The sequence below is a fragment of the Pseudomonas sp. H1_D05 genome (assembly GCF_054682705.1).
In genome coordinates, this window is the sequence record NZ_CP162825.1 from 5629775 (window position 1) to 5649438 (window position 19664).

The 19664-nt window shown below is 59.5% G+C and carries 18 protein-coding genes and 1 pseudogene; 10 read left to right on the forward strand and 9 right to left on the reverse strand.

Annotation, left to right across the window (positions count from 1 at the left end; genetic code table 11):
• Positions 1-98 precede the first annotated feature (98 nt).
• The 4 genes from AB4O11_RS25170 to AB4O11_RS25185 all read left to right on the forward strand — a co-directional run bounded on the left by AB4O11_RS25170 (position 99) and on the right by AB4O11_RS25185 (position 3562).
• Positions 99-893, forward strand: coding sequence for a helix-turn-helix transcriptional regulator (locus tag AB4O11_RS25170; RefSeq protein ID WP_095047888.1), 795 nt, complete (start codon positions 99-101; stop codon positions 891-893).
• Between the two features lie 33 nt (positions 894-926).
• Complete coding sequence (locus AB4O11_RS25175; RefSeq protein WP_460129100.1) at positions 927-2321, forward strand: efflux transporter outer membrane subunit; 1395 nt, start codon at positions 927-929, stop codon at positions 2319-2321.
• Positions 2322-2477: 156 nt separating this feature from the next.
• Positions 2478-3083, forward strand: coding sequence for an SCO family protein (locus tag AB4O11_RS25180; protein WP_007915980.1), 606 nt, complete (start codon positions 2478-2480; stop codon positions 3081-3083).
• Positions 3083-3562 (forward strand): copper chaperone PCu(A)C, encoded by a 480-nt coding sequence (locus AB4O11_RS25185; RefSeq protein ID WP_093430737.1) that lies wholly within the window; start codon positions 3083-3085, stop codon positions 3560-3562. Before AB4O11_RS25180 ends, AB4O11_RS25185 begins: the two co-directional genes overlap by 1 nt.
• Before the next feature lie 80 nt (positions 3563-3642).
• Here the strand turns inward: AB4O11_RS25185 and AB4O11_RS25190 are convergent, their stop codons facing one another.
• Complete coding sequence (locus AB4O11_RS25190; protein ID WP_093430736.1) at positions 3643-4140, reverse strand: cupredoxin domain-containing protein; 498 nt, start codon at positions 4138-4140, stop codon at positions 3643-3645.
• A 221-nt stretch (positions 4141-4361) separates the two neighbouring features.
• On the opposite strand from AB4O11_RS25190, the gene AB4O11_RS25195 reads away from it, so the two are divergent.
• The 3 genes from AB4O11_RS25195 (at position 4362) to AB4O11_RS25205 (ending at position 5432) form a co-directional block, all read left to right on the forward strand.
• Positions 4362-4736 (forward strand): hypothetical protein, encoded by a 375-nt coding sequence (locus AB4O11_RS25195; protein WP_093430735.1) that lies wholly within the window; start codon positions 4362-4364, stop codon positions 4734-4736.
• A complete protein-coding gene (locus tag AB4O11_RS25200; RefSeq protein ID WP_460129103.1) occupies positions 4733-4930 on the forward strand; it encodes a helix-turn-helix transcriptional regulator in 198 nt (65 codons plus the stop codon). Before AB4O11_RS25195 ends, AB4O11_RS25200 begins: the two co-directional genes overlap by 4 nt.
• A gap of 181 nt (positions 4931-5111) precedes the next feature.
• Positions 5112-5432 carry a hypothetical protein gene (locus AB4O11_RS25205; protein WP_460129105.1) on the forward strand — a complete coding sequence of 107 codons (321 nt, stop codon included), beginning with the start codon at positions 5112-5114 and terminating at the stop codon, positions 5430-5432.
• Between the two features lie 104 nt (positions 5433-5536).
• Here AB4O11_RS25205 and AB4O11_RS25210 read toward each other — a convergent pair whose 3' ends face one another.
• Together AB4O11_RS25210 and AB4O11_RS25215 are read right to left on the reverse strand one after the other, a co-directional pair.
• On the reverse strand, positions 5537-6553 hold the full coding sequence (locus tag AB4O11_RS25210; protein ID WP_460129107.1) for an ABC transporter substrate-binding protein: 1017 nt from the start codon (positions 6551-6553) through the stop codon (positions 5537-5539).
• A 538-nt stretch (positions 6554-7091) separates the two neighbouring features.
• Complete coding sequence (locus AB4O11_RS25215) at positions 7092-7250, reverse strand: hypothetical protein (RefSeq protein ID WP_460131180.1); 159 nt, start codon at positions 7248-7250, stop codon at positions 7092-7094.
• Between AB4O11_RS25215 and AB4O11_RS25220 the strand changes: the two are divergent.
• Both AB4O11_RS25220 and katG read left to right on the forward strand, forming a co-directional pair.
• Positions 7189-9184: pseudogene (locus AB4O11_RS25220) on the forward strand (LTA synthase family protein). The gene AB4O11_RS25215 and the pseudogene AB4O11_RS25220 sit on opposite strands and share 62 nt — an antisense overlap.
• A gap of 151 nt (positions 9185-9335) precedes the next feature.
• Positions 9336-11606 carry a catalase/peroxidase HPI gene (gene katG / locus AB4O11_RS25225; protein WP_460129109.1) on the forward strand — a complete coding sequence of 757 codons (2271 nt, stop codon included), beginning with the start codon at positions 9336-9338 and terminating at the stop codon, positions 11604-11606.
• Positions 11607-12001: 395 nt separating this feature from the next.
• Here the strand turns inward: katG and pepN are convergent, their stop codons facing one another.
• Genes pepN through AB4O11_RS25255 form a run of 6 tightly spaced genes read right to left on the reverse strand, consistent with a single transcriptional unit; the run spans position 12002 to position 18518 of the window.
• Positions 12002-14659, reverse strand: coding sequence for an aminopeptidase N (pepN, locus tag AB4O11_RS25230; protein WP_460129111.1), 2658 nt, complete (start codon positions 14657-14659; stop codon positions 12002-12004).
• A gap of 10 nt (positions 14660-14669) precedes the next feature.
• Complete coding sequence (locus AB4O11_RS25235) at positions 14670-15500, reverse strand: DUF2797 domain-containing protein (protein ID WP_093430729.1); 831 nt, start codon at positions 15498-15500, stop codon at positions 14670-14672.
• Positions 15497-15757, reverse strand: a complete 261-nt coding sequence (locus AB4O11_RS25240; RefSeq protein WP_007919229.1) for a YeaC family protein — start codon at positions 15755-15757, stop codon at positions 15497-15499. The genes AB4O11_RS25235 and AB4O11_RS25240 overlap by 4 nt, the downstream gene beginning before the upstream one ends.
• A gap of 33 nt (positions 15758-15790) precedes the next feature.
• Positions 15791-16660 carry a rhomboid family intramembrane serine protease gene (locus AB4O11_RS25245; protein ID WP_257355375.1) on the reverse strand — a complete coding sequence of 290 codons (870 nt, stop codon included), beginning with the start codon at positions 16658-16660 and terminating at the stop codon, positions 15791-15793.
• Positions 16657-17628 carry a metallophosphoesterase gene (locus tag AB4O11_RS25250; RefSeq protein WP_093430727.1) on the reverse strand — a complete coding sequence of 324 codons (972 nt, stop codon included), beginning with the start codon at positions 17626-17628 and terminating at the stop codon, positions 16657-16659. Before AB4O11_RS25250 ends, AB4O11_RS25245 begins: the two co-directional genes overlap by 4 nt.
• Positions 17628-18518, reverse strand: coding sequence for an NAD(+) kinase (locus AB4O11_RS25255; RefSeq protein WP_003224174.1), 891 nt, complete (start codon positions 18516-18518; stop codon positions 17628-17630). The genes AB4O11_RS25250 and AB4O11_RS25255 overlap by 1 nt, the downstream gene beginning before the upstream one ends.
• A gap of 115 nt (positions 18519-18633) precedes the next feature.
• Between AB4O11_RS25255 and AB4O11_RS25260 the strand changes: the two genes are divergently transcribed.
• The gene (locus AB4O11_RS25260) at positions 18634-19584 is read left to right on the forward strand and encodes a DUF1853 family protein (RefSeq protein WP_460129112.1); all 951 of its coding nucleotides are present in this window, start codon (positions 18634-18636) and stop codon (positions 19582-19584) included.
• Positions 19585-19664 lie beyond the last annotated feature (80 nt).

A 19664-nucleotide genomic window follows, 5' to 3' on the forward strand; every position in this document is an offset into this window, starting at 1 on the left:
CCCGCTCCAGATCATGTTCAAGGAGAAATGACTGCGTGGGCGGCTTTTACAGAGACGGCAGACGATTCAGTGATGGCTCTGAACCAAGGATGAAGGATATGAATCTGACCGGCAGCATTCGTAATATGGAAAACCCACACTTCTACTGGCAACTGGGTGAGTTGATTGCCAGCACCGGCGATGATCACTTCGCCACGAACATGTTCCAGTTGGTCGACACCTTGGTGCCGGTCAACCGCGTGGATCTCAGTGAGTGGACGCTGGATGAACGTCAGGCCAGTGTGGTCGACATCAAACCGTTGGGCAGCGCCGGTTTGACGCAGACCTGTGCAGCGCCCGATCCGCTGGAAAGCCCCGACGATCATCCGCTGCTGCAGAAGATGATCGAGATGAACGACTCGCTGCTGATTCAACTGAAAGCCTCGCTCCAGCCTCGCCATCCGCAACACAGTGCGCATCAATGCAATCTGGTTTCGCGTACGTCCAACCGCCGTTGCGTGATTTCGTTTTACCGACCACATACCCAACGGGTGTTTTCCCTGCCGGAGCTGTCGTTTCTCAAGAGCCTGTCCGACACCCTGCTGCCACTGATCGAACGTCACGCGCAGATCAGTCGGCAAATCCTCGCCCGGCAACCGCGCCAACCATTGGCCGAACTGGATCAGGCGCCGCTGGCGCAGGTGTTCGATGAGCGCCTGGCATTAAGCGACATCGCCCTGTCGGTGCGCGAGAAAGAAGTCTGCCTCGGCCTGTTGACCGGCGGCACCGTGCCGCAAATGGCGGAAAAGCTGCGGGTCAAAAACAGCTCGATCGAGACGTACCTGAAACGCGCCACGGCCAAACTCGGCGTCAGTGGCCGCCATGGCCTGGCGAAATGGATGGCCGGCGCCTGAGCACAAAGCTCTCTAAATGCATGAGGCAGTTCGATGTTGACGTTGCGACTTTCCCTGCTGTCCATCGCGGTGCTGATGGCCGGTTGTTCATTGATTCCCGAGTATCAGCGCCCCGCGTCCCCCACCGCCGCGCAGTATCCGACAGCAACGCAGCCCGCCACGAGCGCTGAGGACTGGCGCACGCTGTTCACCGATCCGGTGCTGCAACAACTGATCGAAAGCGCGCTGGTCAACAACCGCGACCTGCGCGTGGCGGCACTCAACGTCGAAGCCTTTCAGGCGCAATACCGCATTCAGCGCGCCGACCTGCTGCCGGCGGTGTCGGCCAATGCCAATGAATTGCGCCAGCGCATGCCGCCGAGCGTGACCCAAGGCAAAGCGCTGATCAATTCGACGTACTCGGTCAACCTCGGCATCAGCGCTTATGAGCTGGACTTCTTCGGTCGCGTGCGCAGCCTCAGCGAGGAGGCCTTGCAAACCTGGCTTGCGACTGAAGAAGCGCGGCGCAGTGCCGAGCTGAGTCTGGTGGCCAACGTCGCCAACGCCTACCTGACCTGGCGCGCCGATCAGGAGCTGCTGGAGCTGACCCGCGACACCCTTGCTGCCGATGAACAGAGCCTGCACCTGACCACCCGCAACCGTGAGGCCGGCAAATCGTCAGCGCTGGAGCAGGCGCAGGCCAGAACCAGCGTCGACAGTTCCCGGGCCAATCTGGCGCGCTATCAGCGTCAGGTCGCCCAGGACTTGAACAGCCTGACCTTGCTGGTCGGCGCGCCGGTGCCCGAGTCGCTGCCCGCCCGTCCACTGGCCAGCGAGCTGGTGCGGCAACTGCCCGCCGGCCTGCCCTCGGATCTGCTGCAACGGCGTCCGGACATCCTTCAGGCGGAGTACAAACTGAAAGCAGCCAACGCCAATATCGGTGCGGCACGGGCGGCGTTTTTTCCCAGTGTCAGCCTGACGGCGAATGCCGGGACGTCGAGCCGCGATCTGTCCGGGCTGTTCGGCGGTGGCTCTGGCGCCTGGACCTTTCAGCCGCAGATCAGCCTGCCGATTTTCAATGCCGGCAGCCTGCGCGCCAGCCTGGATTATTCGAAATTGCAGAAAGATGTGGCGGTGGCCGAATACGAAAAATCGATTCAAACCGCATTTCAGGAAGTCGCCGACGGCCTCGCTGCGCGCAGCACTTATCAGCAGCAATTGCAGGCGCAGCGCGATCTGGTCGCGGCCACACAGACTTACTACAACCTGGCGCAAAACCGTTATCAGAATGGCGTCGACAGCAGCCTGACGTTCCTCGATGCGCAGCGTTCGCTGTTCAGTTCGCAGCAAGGCCTGATCACCGATCGCCTCGCGCAACTGGTCGCCGAGGTCAACCTTTACACCGCGCTGGGCGGGGGCTGGAGCGCCGCTGAATCAAGCGTCCAGTAAGCTGTAGTCACTTTTTCTTACACCTTTTGTCGCGCGATCCTCTGCCGTGCGGCGATCCGTGGCCGGCGTCTGCCTGCAGTTTGGTATCATGCGCCGCTTTTACGGTTAACCCCCCGCCAGTCCTGCTGACTGACGGGCTGCAAAAGGCGGTATTAGATGACGGCTTTGTTGACTCGCCGCAAGGTGCTTGCGGGAATGGGCGTACTCGGGCTCGGCCTGCTCGCCGGCTGCGACACCCGCGGCCAACTGTCGTACAAGTACGGCAAGGATCTGAGTAACAAGATCATGGGGCGCACCTTCAAACTGAAGAACACCGATGGCGAAACCATGACGCTGTCGAGCTTTCGCGGCATGATGCCGATGGTCTTCTTCGGCTTCACCCAGTGCCCGGCAGTCTGCCCGACCACCCTCGCCCGCGCGGCGAAAATCAAGAAACTGATGGGCGCCGATGGCGATCGTTTGCAGGTGATCTTCATCACCCTCGATCCCGAGCGCGATACCCCGGAAATCCTCGACGCCTACATGAAAGCCTTCGACCCGACGTTCGTTGCGCTGTACGGCACACTCGAGGAAACCGCGGCCACCGCCAAGGAATTCGACGTGTTCTACGAGAAAGTCCCGGCCGGCGACACCTATACCATCTCGCACACTGCCACCAGTTACGTTTACGACTCCAACGGCGGCTTGCGCCTGGGTCTGTCCACCTCGCTTTCGGCAGAACAATGCACGGAAGATTTGCTTACTGTTATGGAGGTTTGCTGATGCAACCTGTTCTGAACCACATCAAACGCGCTGTCATCGGTCTGTCTCTGCTGGGCCTGGCGTTCCAGGTGTCCGCGCAGACCAAAGTCGACGACGCCTGGGTCCGTGCCACCGTGCCGACCCAGTCCGCCAGCGGCGCGTTCATGACCCTCACCGCCGACAGTGACAGCAAGTTGCTCAGCGTCGCGACGCCAGCGGCCAAGGACGTGCAGATCCATGAAATGACCATGAAGAATGACGTCATGAGCATGGGCCCGGTGAAGTTCGTCGAGCTGCCGGCCGGCAAAGCCGTCAAGCTTGATCCGAACGGCTATCACGTGATGCTGATGGGCCTGAACGGTCAGCTCAAAGAAGGCGAAAGCGTACCGCTGACCCTGACCGTGGAAAACGCCAAGGGCGAAAAAGAAACCATCGAAGTGAAGGCACCGGTTCGTGCGCTGACCAACATGGAAGGTCACGATCACAGCAAAATGCACTGATCTGACTGAGCGGCAATAAAAAAGGGGCGGCCTGATCGATAATCAGGCCGCCCCTTTTTTTGTCTTTGATGGGCGCCGCATTAACGCCTGCGGGCCAATGCCTTGCGCACACTTTCCCGTGACATTCCCGAGCCGGAACGGGGCACGGCCTTATCTACGGGTGCCTTGGCCAACTGTCCCTTGCGCTTTTCCACCTCACGCCACTGGTAACCGAGATATCCGCCTGCCGCCACAATCCCCAGCCAACCGAAAACCGAACTGACGAAGAACCACAGCCCGAGGGTGATCCACACGTTTTTCGAGGTGAACAACTTCAAGCTGTCATCGGCACGCACCGGTTCAACCGGTTCAACCGCTGCCTGCGTCACCGGTACTCTGTGCACCCCATCCAGATCAATGCGCCAAGCGAAGTCCGCCCCGGCCACCGGAATGTCTAGCTGATTGCCTTCAGCACGATGCACCCGAATTTCGCCATCGACGAGCGACATGGAGCTGAAACTGATATGGGTTTCATGGTGAATCTCGCCGTTGACCAAGGTCACGACGGTTCGTTGTGGGTCATTGGGGGTCTCGCGCATGTCGATTCCTTGAGCGTTGCACGTCGGACGACGTGCGAAGGGATAATCCGTTGAGTTCGAATGCTACTGAGTGGTTATTACGCTGTCCAGAACGCGTGCCCCTACGCTGCAACTGCTCCGACACCAGCATGTTCGAGGCGACCAGCGTGATGGAAAGCGTGCTTTACATCGGATAAATCTTCGGCGACCATGTAAAGGGTCTTTTACATAGGAAGTGAAGAATGAACCGGTACTACCTCGAATTGGGCGCAGCATTAATCATCTACATGCTGGTGCTGACAGCCTCATTGGTTGCCTCGCAATATCTGATGGACGCCCCCATCGTGCTGCGCTCGGCCGTCGCAGTGACGCCGGTCATTCCGGCGGGACTGATGTGCTGGGCCATCGTGCGCAATATGCGGCGCATGGACGAAATGCATTTGCGCATCCAGTTTGAGGCGTTGGGTTTTGCCTTCGCCGCCTCGGCACTGCTGACCTTCAGCTACGGTTTTCTGGAAAACGTCGGCGCCCCGCATATTCCGTGGACGTGTGTATGGCCGGTGATGGGGCTGATGTGGATTGTCGGCCTGCACATTGCGCGACGCCGCTACCAATGAAAAACCGCCTCAAGGAATTGCGCGCCGAGCGCAAATGGTCGCAGGTCGATCTGGCTGAACGCCTGAGCGTGTCGCGTCAGACGATTAACGCGATTGAAAACGAACGCTACGACCCGAGTCTGCCACTGGCCTTTCAGATTGCTCGGGCGTTCGAGATGCCGATTGAAAGAATTTTTGATGATGGCGAGCGTTGATTTGAACCGACGGAAGCGTTGCTTTGCCACGATTACCTATATTACTTCAAACGCGCAGGTCAATTTCCTTTAGCTATAAAAAACTGTCATTTTTTACAGTTACTCCAATTTTCTTTGCTCTTTACGCTATGCCTTGCCTGCAATGACTGCAGCCTATCGCAACGAACTGGAGCAATGAACGATGAATGCAAACAGAAACGAAAATTTTCCTTTTGAATTCCAGGGACTGGATCTTCAAAGCAACACGATCTCATTGTCGAAAATCGGAGATATAGGCGCCAAAGTCACGCCGGAGCAAGACATGACGCGCTTTAATCTGGCCCTCTCATTTGCGAATGGCAGTTCGCTGGATACCAATATCTCAAGCCTGGAAACTGGCAAATCGTATGCAATCGCCCCCCGTTGGGGACTGGAACTCAGCAAAGGCAAAACAGTTAACTGTCTTTTCCGCTGGTGGCCAGGCGATAACCAGTTCAGTGAAAATTTCAATGTAGTTGATTGACCGCTGAACCGGAGTGGCCTGTGATGACCAGGCCACTCTGGTTCAGCAGTAAGAGGCGCGAAGCAAACGCGATCGTGAATAAAGCTCGCGCACGCTACTGACTTTCAACTCCCCGCAGCACCATGCGCCTCTTCAAAGAAGTAATCCTTCCAGCTGTCGGCCTTGTTCTTCAGCACGCCCAGTTCCTGCAATTTCTCGGCATAAATAAAGGTGCGCTGTGGCACCACGGTGAAGTCGATTTCCGGGTCTTTGACGATTTGCTCGACCAGGGCCAGCGGCAACTTCGACTGCTCGACACGGATATAAGCCTGAGCCGCCGCCGGTTTGTCGGCCTTGATGATTTTCTCAGCCTCAGCCAAAGCGTCGTAGAACGCCTTATAGGTTTTCGGGTTTTCGTCGTGGAATTTTTCCGTGGTGTAGAGCACGTTGAACGTAGCCTGGCCGCCGAGCACGTCGTAGGAACTCAACACTTTGTGCACGTTGGGATTCTGCAAGGCTTGGTACTGGAACGGCGGGCTGGAGAAGTGCGAGTTGATTTCCGAGCCGCCGGCGATCAGCGCGGCCGTTGCATCGGGGTGCGGCAGGCTGACTGAGATGTCATCGAATTTCTTGTACTGCGCGTCACCGAACTCCTTAGCGGTTTCGATCTGCAAGGTGCGTGACTGGAAACCGACACCGGCGGCCGGTACGGCAATCCGGTCCTTGTCGGTGAAGTCCTTGAGCGTCTTGATGTTCGGGTTGTTGGTCAGCAAATAGTTGGGCATCGAACCCAGCGCGGCGATGGCTTTGACGTTCTGTTTGCCTTTAGTGCGATCCCACACGGTGAGCATCGGCGGCACACCGGCGGACACCACGTCGAGGGATCCGGTTAGTAATGCTTCGTTCATCGCGGTGGCCCCGGAGATGCTGTTCCAGTCGACCTTGATGTCGAGGCCCTGCTCCTTGCCGTGTTTTTCGATGAGATTCTGGTCGCGCACTACATCGAGAATCAGGTAACCGATGCCGAATTGCTGGGCGATGCTGATCTTGCCTTCGGCCTGGGCGCCGGTGCTGAACAACGCACTCGCGGCCAGGGAGGCGGCCAACAGAGTCAGTGCAGAACGTTTGAACGGTGTGGCCATGACAACCTCGCAGCATGGGGGTGGTGTGCTGAAAGGCCTGACTTTATCGCTATAAAAAATAGAAATTAAATATCTTTATCGCATATCGATAGCACGGGTTGTCGAGCGAAAGGAGGCTGCAATCTTGTGATGCCGGGTTTCGATAACAAGATCAAAAGATCGCAGCGTGCCGCAGCGCCTACATTGGAATCCGGTGGCGGCTCGACGGGTTAAACAGCCTGAAACAATAAATCCACCAGCCTCAATTTCGTCGATTGCCGAGCCACGCGAAGGCCGGTCAGGCCTGCAGACACTCCATCACCTTCAGGGGCCACCGCACCAGCACATCAGATGAGGGTTTAAAAGGGCGATCAGACAGCTCACCCTTGGTATCATCGCGCACACTTTTATGACGATTTAATGGCTGGAAGGTCTTTTTTGTGAGCGCTCTTTTTAACCGGTTGCGGCAGCCGCATGCCCGCCTCTTTTCCCTGATTGTTCTGGTGCTGGTGGTGCCGGTGTGCCTGCGTGCGGCGCTGGGTTGGTCGGCACCGCTGGGCTATTTGTCGGATCTGGGCATCGGCAGCCTGTTGGTGGTATTGCTGCATCGCCGGGCGTGGTGGCTGGCCTTGCCGGTGTTGCTGTTCTGGGGATTGCTGGCGGTGGCGACCGCTGAACTGGTCAGCGCGGTCGGTCGGCTGCCGACGCCTTCGGACATTCATTACCTGATCGATCCGCAGTTCGTGGAAAACTCCACGGGTGGCGGCCTGGCCCATCCTGCACTGGGCATCACTTTGCTATTGGCCCTGCTGTTCTGGCTGCTGACCCGGTTTGCCAACCGCGACCTGCCACGTCCGCCCCTGCCACGCGCTGCACTGGAGCGCACCGTTGGTGTTGTTCGCCGCCCACTGGGGCGCGCAGAACCTGTGGCCAAACGAAGCGGATCCGTGGCGTCAGTACAACCTGCCGCACCAATTGCTGGCCAGCGAGGTCGCCGATCTGCAGATCCAGGCCGAGGAATGGCTGGACGGCGATGTCGAAGAACCCGCGCCGGCCATGGCCGGGCTCACCGACGTCGACCTCAACGGGCAGAAACTGCTGGCCGCGCCGGGACAAGCACGCAACGTGCTGATCATCGCGCTGGAAGGCATTCCCGGGGCTTACATCCGCGCCAACCGCGAGGCGATCGGCAGCCATTATCAGGAAGACCTGATGCCCAACCTCAGCCGCTGGGCCGAGCGCGGCATGAACACCCCGGACTACGTGCTGCATACGCACCAGACCATTCGCGGTCTGTACGCGATGCTCTGCGGCGATTACGACAAACTCAACAACGGCACGCCCAAAGGCGTGGAAATGCTCACCCTCAACGAGCGCAATCAGGCCTGCCTGCCGGCGCAACTGCGTGAACACGGCTTCAGCACGCACTATCTGCAAGGTGCCGGGCTGCGCTTCATGGCCAAAGACAAGATCATGCCGCACATTGGTTTCGATGCGACGCACGGTCTGGAATGGTTCAGCAACAGCAATTATCTGGAGTTCCCGTGGGGCAAGGATGACAAGGCGTTTTTCGAAGGTGCGCTGGATTATGTCGGCCAACTGAAAAAGCAGAAGAAGCCGTGGATGCTGACATTGCTGACCGTCGGCACCCATCAGCCCTACTCCGCGCCCGAGGAATACCTGGAGCGCTACGAAACGCCGAAACAGGCCGCCGTCGGTTATCTCGACGATGCGCTGGAGCAATTCCTCAGCGGCCTCGAGCGCCAGGGCGTCCTGAAAAATACGCTGGTGGTGATCACCTCGGACGAATCCCACGGCATCGACGGCGTGCGCCTGGCCTCTTCATGGGGCTTCAACCTGACCCTGGCGCCGGAGCATGAACAACTGCCACGGCTCAACAAAGGCGTGTATGGCCACGTCGATCTGAGCACTTCCATCCTCGACTACTTCGACCTGCCGGTGCCTTCCGCGCTGAGCGGCCGCTCGCTGTTTCGCGACTACGACAGCGGCCGCGAAATCATGTCGTTCACCAACGGCAAGCTGCGCTATCACAACGGTCAGGGGATTTTTTCCGAGTGCGACATGCCGCGCCGCTGCCGCTATTACGAAAGCGCCGGGTTCATCGCTGAAAGCGCCACGTACAAAGGCAACTACAGCGGTCACCCGGCCCGGCAGATCGCCGCCCGCGCCAACGCTCTCGACCTGTCGCTGCTGCGCACGCCGCTCAATCATCGCTATCAGTTCGGCAGCACCAACGTCATCCCGCTGCAAGCGCAAATCAAGGATGACTGGGCCGACAACCTGATCGGCGCGCAGTACCTGGAAATGCCCAAAGGCTCGCACACCCGCGTGCGCCTGACCGTGCGCTCGGTCGATCCGCAACAAGCGGCGTACATTCAGCTCAAGGCCAAAGAGTTTGAACAGGACGTGCAGATTGGCCTGCCGCAGGAGATGGTGGCAACCGCCGAGCAGCCACTGGAAATGAACTTCAGCTTCGACAACCCGCAAGAGCGCAAAGCGTTTTCTTTCCATTTGCTGGGGTATGGATTGGGCGCGGTTGAGGTGACGGATTTCAGTGTGATTACCGAGTTGCCAGGGCAAGAGGACATCCTTGACGACGTGCCGGAGGACGACACGGCCCAATCCACCTGATCAAGGTCATATAGGGGCGAGCGCGCAGTAAAAGGTTCTGACTATCAACGTCCAATAGTCGGCCTATTAGCTGACTTCCCCAGTCGGGTCTAGCCTTACTAGTCCGAAGTCGGCACGAGCCGGCCGTAGCAGACCTGATAAGGACCCGAACATGGCAAACGAATCGAAATGCCCGTTCAACCACGCCGCCGGTGGTGGCACGACGAACCGTGACTGGTGGCCGAATCAACTCAACCTGAAAATCCTCAGTCAGCATTCGCCAAAGTCCGATCCGTTGGGCAAGGATTTCGACTACGCCAAAGCCTTCAAAAGCCTGGACTTCCAGGCGCTGAAACAAGATCTCAATGCGCTGATGACCGACTCTCAGGACTGGTGGCCAGCCGACTTTGGCCACTACGGCCCCCTCTTCATCCGCATGGCCTGGCATAGCGCCGGCACCTATCGCACCGCCGATGGCCGTGGTGGCGCCGGCTCCGGGCAACAACGCTTTGCACCACTGAACAGCTGGCCGGACAACGTCAGCCTCGACAAGGCCCGGCGCCTGCTGTGGCCGATCAAGCAGAAATATGGCCGCAATATTTCCTGGGCCGACCTGATCGTTCTCACTGGGAACGTCGCGCTGGAATCCATGGGTTTCAAAACCTTCGGGTTCTCTGGTGGCCGTCCAGATGTGTGGGAGCCGGACGAAGACGTTTACTGGGGTTCGGAGCACGAATGGCTGGGCGGCGACAGCCGTTACGGCAAGGACAAGTCCGCCATGCAGGAACCCGGTGACGGTACGTTGGTCGCCGAGCCGGATTTGCATGGCAAAGAAGAGAGCCGCACCGATCAGGGCGAACGCAATCTGGAAAACCCGCTCGCCGCCGTGCAAATGGGCCTGATCTACGTGAACCCCGAAGGTCCGGAAGGCAATCCAGACCCCGTCGCTTCAGCCCACGACATCCGCGAAACCTTCGGCCGCATGGCCATGAACGATGAAGAAACCGTCGCGTTGATCGCTGGCGGTCACGCCTTCGGTAAAACCCACGGCGCCGGCCCAGCCGATAACGTCGGGCCTGAGCCGGAAGCGGCCGGCCTCGAAGAACAAGGCCTCGGTTGGCGCAACGCGTTCGGTACCGGCAAGGGTGGCGACACCATTACCAGCGGTCTGGAAGTGACCTGGACCACCACACCGACGAAGTGGAGCAATAACTACCTGGAAAACCTGTTCGGTTTCGAGTGGGAACTGACCAAAAGCCCGGCTGGCGCGCATCAGTGGATTCCGAAAAACGGCGCCGGTGCCGGCACCGTTCCGCATGCCCATGATCCGAGCAAAAAGCTTTCGCCGACCATGCTCACCTCCGACCTGGCGCTGCGTTTCGACCCGGCTTACGAGCAGATCTCGCGGCGCTTCCTCGCCAACCCGGATCAACTGGCCGACGCCTTCGCCCGTGCCTGGTACAAACTGATCCACCGCGACATGGGCCCGCTGTCGCGCTATCTCGGCCCGGAACTGCCGAGCGAAGAATTGCTGTGGCAGGATCCGATTCCGGATGTCACTCATCCGCTGATCGACGACAGCGACGCGGCTGCGCTGAAAGGCAAAATCCTCGCGTCAGGCCTTTCGGTGTCGCAACTGGTCTCGACCGCATGGGCCGCTGCCTCGACCTTCCGTGGCTCCGACAAGCGCGGCGGCGCCAATGGTGGCCGTCTGCGTCTGGCACCGCAAAAGTTCTGGCAGGCCAACCAGCCTGAGCAACTGGCCAAAGTGCTGCAAACCCTTGAGGACATTCAAAATGAATTCAACGGCGCAGCCACTGGCAAGAAAGTCTCGCTGGCGGACCTGATCGTGTTGGCCGGGAATGCCGGAGTCGAACAAGCAGCGAAAAACGCCGGCCATTCGGTCACGGTGCCGTTCACCCCGGGGCGTACGGATGCAACCCAAGAGCAAACCGATGTTGACTCCTTCGGTTTCCTTGAACCGATTGCCGATGGCTTCCGCAACTACAGCAAAGGCAAATACACCGTCTCGGCCGAGGCGTTGCTGATTGACAAGGCGCAACTGCTGACCCTTACCGCACCGGAGATGACTGTGCTGCTGGGCGGTTTGCGGGTGTTGAACACCAATGTCGGGCAAACCCGGCATGGTGTGTTCACTTCGCAGACCGAGGCGCTGACCAACGACTTCTTCACCAACCTGCTGGACATGGGGGTGGAGTGGAAGCCAACGTCACGGGATGCGGATGAGTTCGAGGGGCGTGACCGTAAAACCGGCAGCGTGAAGTGGACGGCGACGCGGGTTGATCTGGTATTCGGCTCGAATGCGCAACTGCGGGCTTTGGCTGAGGTGTATGCCAGTTCGGATGCGAAGGAGCAGTTTGTTAAGGACTTTGTTGCGGCGTGGACGAAGGTCACCAACCTGGATCGTTTCGACCTGAAGTAACTTTTAGTCAATAAAAACGCCGCATTGGTTAATGCGGCGTTTTTTTATGTGTACGGCTTGGGTTTTATGGTGATGCATAAATCCTACCCCCTCACCCCAGCCCTCTCCCCCAGGGGGGCGAGGGGGAAAGGGAGCCGATCTTCGTGCTTTTCAAGTCCTGAGTTCGGCTCGGACTTTCAGGTCGGTGTAACTCAACCATCCACCTCAGTCAGTCCCCTCTCCCACTGGGAGAGGGCTAGGGGTGAGGGGCTTTTGATCTGTTTCAGAATCTGAGTTCGACTTCGGACTTTCAGGTCGGTGTGCTCAACCATCCACCTCAGTCAGTCCCCTCTCCCACTGGGAGGGGGCTAGGGTGAGGGCCGGTCCATCGCTGGAACACCGACACCAACACACCATCAAGCCAGGCTCTTGCTCACCACCTCATACACATCACTCGACAACTGCCCAGACGCCCGAATCCGCTCCAGCTCAGCCTTCATCAGCGCCTGCCGCGCATCGTCATATTTACGCCAGCGCGTCAGCGGCGCCAGTTGGCGCGAAGCGATCTGCGGGTTGAAGCCGTTCAACTCAATCACCAGATCCGCGAGGAAGCGATAACCCGAGCCGTCCGCCGCGTGGAAGTTAATCAGGTTCTGCCCGGCAAACGCACCGACCAGTGCACGCACCTTGTTCGGGTTCTTGATGTTGAACGCCGGGTGCTGCATCAACGCTTTCACCCGTTCCAGACCGCCCGGCAAGGTGCTGCCGGCCTGCACGCTGAACCACTGATCCATCACCAGCGGGTTGTCCTTGAAGTGCTCGGCGAAACTGGCCAGCGCCAAGGCTTTCTGCTCTTCGAACGGCGAATTGACCAACACCGCCAGCGCGGTCAGGCGCTCGGTCATATTGTCGGCTGTTTCGAACTGTTCCAGCGCCGCCGCGAGTACTTCCGGCTTGCCGCTGAGCATCAGGTACGACAGCGCAATGTTCTGCAGCGCGCGACGGGCGAAATGCTCGGCTTCGGCCACATACGGGGTTTGCTTCGACAGATCACGGTTGGCCTGATACCGCAGCCACAGCGCTTCGAACAGACCTTCCGCCAGTTGCTGACGAGCGAACTCACGGGCGATATGAATCGCATCGACATCCGCCACTTCGCTGATTTCAGTGAGGTACGCCTCACCCGGCAATGAAAGCATTTCGGCGACCATGGCCTGATCCAGCGACTCATCCGACAGCACCGTACGCAGCGCCGAGACCAGGCGCGGATCAAGCTTCAGGCTCTCGCCCTTCTGCTGCTGGCCAATCAGTTCTTGCAGCACTTGCACCGACAGTTGCTGACCGGCATCCCAGCGGTTGAAGCCGTCGCTGTCGTGCTGCATCAGGAACATCAGCTGATCGCGGTTGTACGGGAAGCTCAGTTTCACCGGCGCGGAGAAGCCGCGCAGCAGCGAGGGCAGCGGCTGTTCAGCGATATCAACGAAGGTGAAAGTCTGCTCGGCTTCGGTGACCGAGATCACGCGGGTGGTGCCTTGCGCCGATGCTTCGCCGCTCAGACGCAAGGCAATTTCGTTACCTTGGCTGTCGAGCAGGCCGAGTTCGACCGGAATCACGAACGGCAGTTTTTCAACTTTATCCGGGGTTTCCGGGCAGCTCTGGCGGAAGGTCAGGCTGTAGGTTTTTGCGGCAGCGTCGTAAGACTCGCTCACCGCCAGACGCGGCGTGCCGGCCTGGCTGTACCAGCGCTTGAACTGGCTCAGGTCGACACTGTTGGCGTCTTCCATCGCTTTGATGAAGTCGTCGCAGGTCACCGCTTGGCCGTCATGGCGATCGAAGTACAGATCGCTGCCCTTACGGAAGCCTTCGGCACCGAGCAAGGTGTGGATCATGCCAACCACTTCCGAACCCTTCTCGTACACGGTCAGGGTGTAGAAGTTGGAGATTTCGATAAAGCTGTCCGGGCGCACAGCGTGGGCCATCGGGCCGGCATCTTCGGCGAACTGGTGGGTGCGCAGATAAGCCACGTCCTGAATGCGCTTGACCGTGGCCGAGTTCATGTCAGCAGAGAAGCCGGAATCACGGAATACGGTGAAACCTTCTTTCAGCGACAGCTGGAACCAGTCGCGGCAAGTCACGCGGTTGCCCGACCAGTTGTGGAAATACTCGTGGGCGACGATTGCTTCAACGCGCTGGTGTGCGGCGTCGGTCGCGGTTTCGGCGCGGGCCAGTACGGCGCTGGAGTTGAAGATGTTGAGGCCTTTGTTCTCCATCGCGCCCATGTTGAAGTCGTTGACGGCGACGATCATGAAGATGTCCAGATCGTACTCGCGACCGTAAACCTCTTCGTCCCAGCGCATCGACTTCTTCAGGCTGTTCATCGCGTGCTGGCACTTGTCGATGTTTTCCGGCTCGACGTAAATGCGCAGTGCAACATCGCGGTTGGTCATGGTGGTGAAGCTGTCTTCAACGCACCACAAATCACCGGCCACCAGCGCAAACAGGTACGCCGGTTTCATGAACGGGTCTTCCCAGGTTGCCCAGTGCCGGCCGTCTTCGCCCGGGCCCGAGGCAATCGGGTTGCCGTTGGAGAGCAGCACCGGATAGCTGTGCTGTTCGGCGACCACGGTGGTGGTGAACTTGCTCATCACGTCCGGGCGGTCGAGGTAATAGGTGATCTTGCGGAAACCTTCGGCCTCGCACTGAGTGCAGAACATCGTGCCGGACTTGTACAGGCCTTCCAGCGCGGTGTTGGTTTCCGGATGGATCTTCACGCTGGTGTCGACCGTGAAGCTTTCGCTGGTCGGCTGCAGGGTCAGGTGGTTTTCGGTGAGCTGGTAGTCGCCGTCAGACAGTTCCTGATCCGCCAGCGTTACCGAGAGCAACTCCAGCTGCTGGCCATCGAGCACCAGCGGCGGCAGGCCCGGGCCACGTGCCGGATTGCGGCGCATGACCAACTGCGCGTGGACCAGGCTGTGATCCTCGAACAACTCGAAGGTCAGGTGTGTTTCGTCGATCAGGTACTCGGGCGCCTGATAGTCCTTCAGGTAAATCATCTTCGGTTGTTCGGTGCGCATGCTGGCGTCCTTATTGATGCACGGCGAGCTGATAAGCCGTGTACTTGCGAATATTGATCACGCCGGTGTCGAAGATCAGGTACTGACCCTTGATCCCCAGCAGCGTGCCTTCGGCAATCGGGTTCTTGTCCAGGTTGAAGCTGACGATTTTGGCCGGGTATTGCTCGACGGGATAGCGGATTTCGAGAGGTTCGACATCGGCAATCGTCTGAATAGCCTGTAGGCCGAATCGCTCCTGCAAACCTTGCAGGCCTTCGGCGCAGCTTTCGAATAACTGGTCACGTACCTGCGCCAGATCGACCGCCGCCGCATCGCCCTTGAGCAGCGCGCGCCAGTTGGTTTTATCCGCGACCTGACTGCGGAACAGGTCTTCAACGAAGCCCGATTGCTGCCGTGTCGAGACGCGCATGATCGGCAATGCCTGACATGCGCCCTGATCGATCCAGCGAGTCGGCAGTTGCGTAGCACGAGTGATGCCAACCTTGATCCCCGACGAATTGGACAGGTAAACCACATGGTCGGTCATGCAGAATTTTTCGCCCCACTCCGGCTCGCGGCAGGTGCCGGCGTCATAGTGGCAGCGCTCCGGGCTCATGATGCACAGGTCGCACTGCGCCAGTTTGGTCATGCACGGGTAGCAGTAACCCTGACTGAAACTGGTTTTGGTCTTGCGCCCGCAATGGGTGCAGTGAATCGCCCCCAGGTATTCCAGACGCACCGTGCTGCCGATCAACGGGTTGACCGGCACCTCGACGTCATCCAGACGAAACGCGTATTGCACGTTCGGCCCGTCCAGGCGCGCCGACATTTTGCTGATTGCACCGCGGCCAATCTCGATCAATGGATGGCATCCGATTTGAACAGAATGTTCGGCACTTCGATCGACTTCGATGCACATTCCTGCGGGCCCATGTAACCGGTGCGCTGGTCTTCAGGCAGGTTCTGGATTTCCCAGGCGATCATCGCCTGCAACGACAGTTCGCGCTGTTCGGCGGTGAGTTTGCCACCGTCGGACCACTTGCCGATTTCCACGGCCAGTTTCAGGCTCTCGTAGATGTCCGGGGTGATGTTGTTGATCATGTCGTTAAAAGAGGACATCAGGGTCTCCGTGCTCTTTATCTACTGAAAATTTCAGGCGGCCAGTTTACGGCGGTTATACAAACCGCCCAACAAACCGGTGAAGCATCCGATGAGTAACCCGCCGACGTGGGCGGCGTTGGCGATTTCGCCGAAACCGATCATCGAGATCAGCCCGGACATGCACACCAGCAACCACACCAGCATCATCACCAGCACGCCACGCGGCAGGCGATAGGCCGGGTTCGGCGCCAGCAGTTGGAAGATCCAGCAATGTCCAAGCAAACCGTACAGCACGCCGGACAGGCCGCCGAACAAGGTCGCGCCGCTCCAGGCAAATTGCGCGTAGTTGGACACCAGGCTGAACAGCAGCGTCAGGCCGATCAGATTGATGCTGCCCTGGCGCGACTCGATACGCCGGCCCAGCTCCCAGTACCACATGCCGTTCATGGCCAAGTGGAGGATGCCGAAGTGGATCAGCATCGGCGTGACCAGACGCCACCACTGCCCTGCCGCCAGGCTGTCGGCCAATGGCGTGAAATGGATGTACTCGCCGACCACCTGAAAGTCGAGGAAGGTCAGCCAGCGCAGCGTTTGCAGGTTCTCGCCGAGGTACGTCAATCCGCCAACGATCAGGCACAACAACAGGATGAACCCGGTGGCCTTGGCGTATTTCAGTTGCTCGGCGAAGCTCGGCCGCTTGAAGGTCTGCGTAACGGGGATGTCCATTTGCTGATCGGGATCACCCGCCGGGAAGCGTTCGTACAAGGAGCGCACGTCTTCGCTGATTTCCGCCGGCGCCCACAACACCTGCTCGCCCGCCTCTTCGCTGACCCGATGCGGGACCTGCATGCGTTGCAGCAGCTTGACGAAACCACTCAAATCCACCGCCAACGGCAGACGCAATACCGCTACCGCACTCATTGCAGCACCTCCGGCCGCTCGACATCGACCCAGACAAATTTATGCGGATCCAGACGTGTTTCCTGATCCAGACGATAGGCGACCAGTTTGCCGTAAAGCACCGCGCTGTAATCCAGGCACGCGAGGTTCGGGCGGATCGGCGCTGGTTTGCCGCTGCGCCAGTAATGGCCGACGAACAGCAGTGGCTCGTCGACGCCGTAGCGCAGCAGGTTGTTTTTTTCGCTGGACGTCAGCGGCTTCTGCGCCACCGGATCTGGCAGTGCATCAGGCTGGAAAACGATATCGCCGTAAGTCTTCGGATCGTCTTCCCAGAACTTGGTGCGGAAGAACGACCGCACCAGACCATCGCCGCTGGTCATGGTCAGACCATCCGGCAGGCGCATGTCGGTGCCGCGCAACAGACGGTCGAACACGGTGCAGGCAAAGCTGTCCGGCACCGCCGAAGCCTGGAGGAAGTGTTCGTCGATACAGCCATTGGGGAACAGCGCGCGCAACGGCTCGATCAGGCCGGCATCCCAACAGGCATGCACGACGCGGAAGCGGCCGGCGTCGACAAACAGCGGCAACTCATAGAACCAGCGCTGGAAATCGTGCCAGTCACCGGGATGGTCTTCGAACTGGGTCAGGGTTTCGTGCAGCAGACGCGCGTGGCGCGGCGTGTGTTCGCGAACGAACTGCTTGCCACTGCCCGGCGGCGCCGGCGTGCTCCAGCCCAATGCGTTGAATTCGTGGTTGCCCATGATGCACAAGGCCTGACCGGCCTCGACCATGTCGTGGACGATGTGCAGCGCCTCGCGGATGCGCGGGCCACGGTCGATGATGTCGCCGACGAACACGGCCATGCGCGATGGATGCCGCCAGACCCCGCCCTGCTTGTGATAACCGAGACGGTCCAGCAAGTGTTCAAGGGTCAGGGCGCATCCGTGCACGTCACCAATCAGGTCATAACTGCGCGCGGGATCGAGCATCAGTCGCCTCCACCACCCAACTTGCTGCCCCAGCCGAGCTTGGTGCGGCAGACTTCGTAGTAGTTGTGGTCGAGCGGATGAATCAGCCGCAGCTTCTGTGCTTTCTTGCTGACGGTGATGGTGTCGCCCGGCGCGCAGGTGAAGTGGTTCTGCCCATCGCAGGAGACTTGCGGGTAAATCTGCATGTTTTTCGACACGACGATTTTCAGCTCACTGTTGCCATCGACCACAATTGGCCTGCTCGACAACATATGGGGGTACATCGGCACAATCACAATGGCATCGAGCTTGGGATGCATGATCGGCCCGCCGGCAGACAGCGCATACGCGGTGGAACCGGTCGGCGTCGCGACGATCAGGCCGTCGGCCTTCTGGCTGCAGACGAACTGACCGTCGATGTACAGCTCGAACTCGATCATCCGCGTTGATTTGCCGGGGTGCAGCACCACATCGTTGAGCGCGTCGCCCTGACCAATGGCCTCGGCGTGGCGGCGCACTTCGGCTTGCAGCAGGAAGCGGTTTTCCACCAGATAGTGGCCGTCGAGCACCTTGGCGACTTCGACTTCCAGCTCGTCCGGACGAATGTCGGTGAGGAAGCCGAGGCTGCCACGGTTGATCCCCAGCACCGGAATATTGTGTTTGGCCAGCGCCCGCGCGGCACCGAGCAGGCTGCCGTCACCGCCGACGACGATGACCATGTCGCAGACTTCGCCGAGCATTTTGCGCGACGAGGTTTGCAAACCGTGGCCCGGCAGGACTTCGGCGATGGTGTCTTCGAGGATCACATGCAGGTGACGATCGAGCAGAAACCGTTTCAGTCGGCGGACGGTATCCAGCACCTGGGAACTGCCCAGGCGACCGATGATGCCGATATTACGAAATTGCTCCATGGGACCTCTGCGGACAATCGAAAACGCGAAAAGCACGATTATGGGCGAAAGCGCCGGTTAGACAAAATCCTTTCAGCCTCAAGGGTGCGCTCATGTTTCAGGCTATGCTCGCAAGATGATCCTGTTTCCCGATTTGCTTCAGTTGCCCCACCAATTACGCCACCCGGAAGTGCGGGATCTGGCGTGGGTGATCCTCGCCCCGCCGATGCTCGCCACCACGCCATGGCCGCAGCGTCATCCGCTGGCGGGTAGCGATTGGGTGCATGACCCGCAGCGGCTGGAGCACTGGTTGCGCCAGCTCGACCGCGACAGTTATGGCTTGTTGCATTGGCTGTCGCAGGCGCGCACGCGGCGTCTGGGCCTGTATTACGAACGGCTGTGGCAGTTTGCCGTGGAGCATGCGCCGGGCATTGAGCTGATCGCCGCCAACCTGCCGATCCGCCGCGAGGGCCACACCCTCGGCGAGCTGGACATGCTGTTGCGTGACCGCGACGGCGTGCATCACCCGGAACTGGCGATCAAGCTTTATCTCGGCCCGCAAAATGGCGACGGTCGTGATCCCGCGCAGTGGCTAGGCCCGGGTTGTCATGATCGGCTGGATCGCAAACTGGCGCATCTGGCCGAGCATCAATTGCCGATCTCGGCGCGCCCGGAAAGTCGCGAAGTGCTGGCGGCGCTGGATATCGAGGTGTTCAGCGCGCAGCTGTGGCTCGGTGGTTATCTGTTGTATCCGTGGCCCGGGCCGGCTGAATCACCGAGCGGTGCGCACCCGCAGCATTTGCGCGGCAGTTGGTTGCATCAGAAGGATTGGCCAGCATTCGTCGCTCAACGTCCGGCAGGACGCTGGCAACCCCTGCCCCGCCACGCCTGGCTGGCACCGGCGCATTATCCGGCGGACCAGACATGGACCATGGAGCATTTACGCATGTGGCTGGAGGATCTTGAGCCGCTGGCCCCGGCACAGCTGATGGTGCGCCTGACCGAGAACGCGCAGGGGGAATGGGAAGAGGCTGAGCGGTTGTTTCTGGTGTCGGATCTTTGGCCGAATGTCCCGGGCCAGGCCTGAGTTTGTTGGTGTTTGATATGACGCCTTCGCGAGCAAGCTCGCTCCCACATTTGGAATGCATTCCCCTGTAGGAGTGAGCC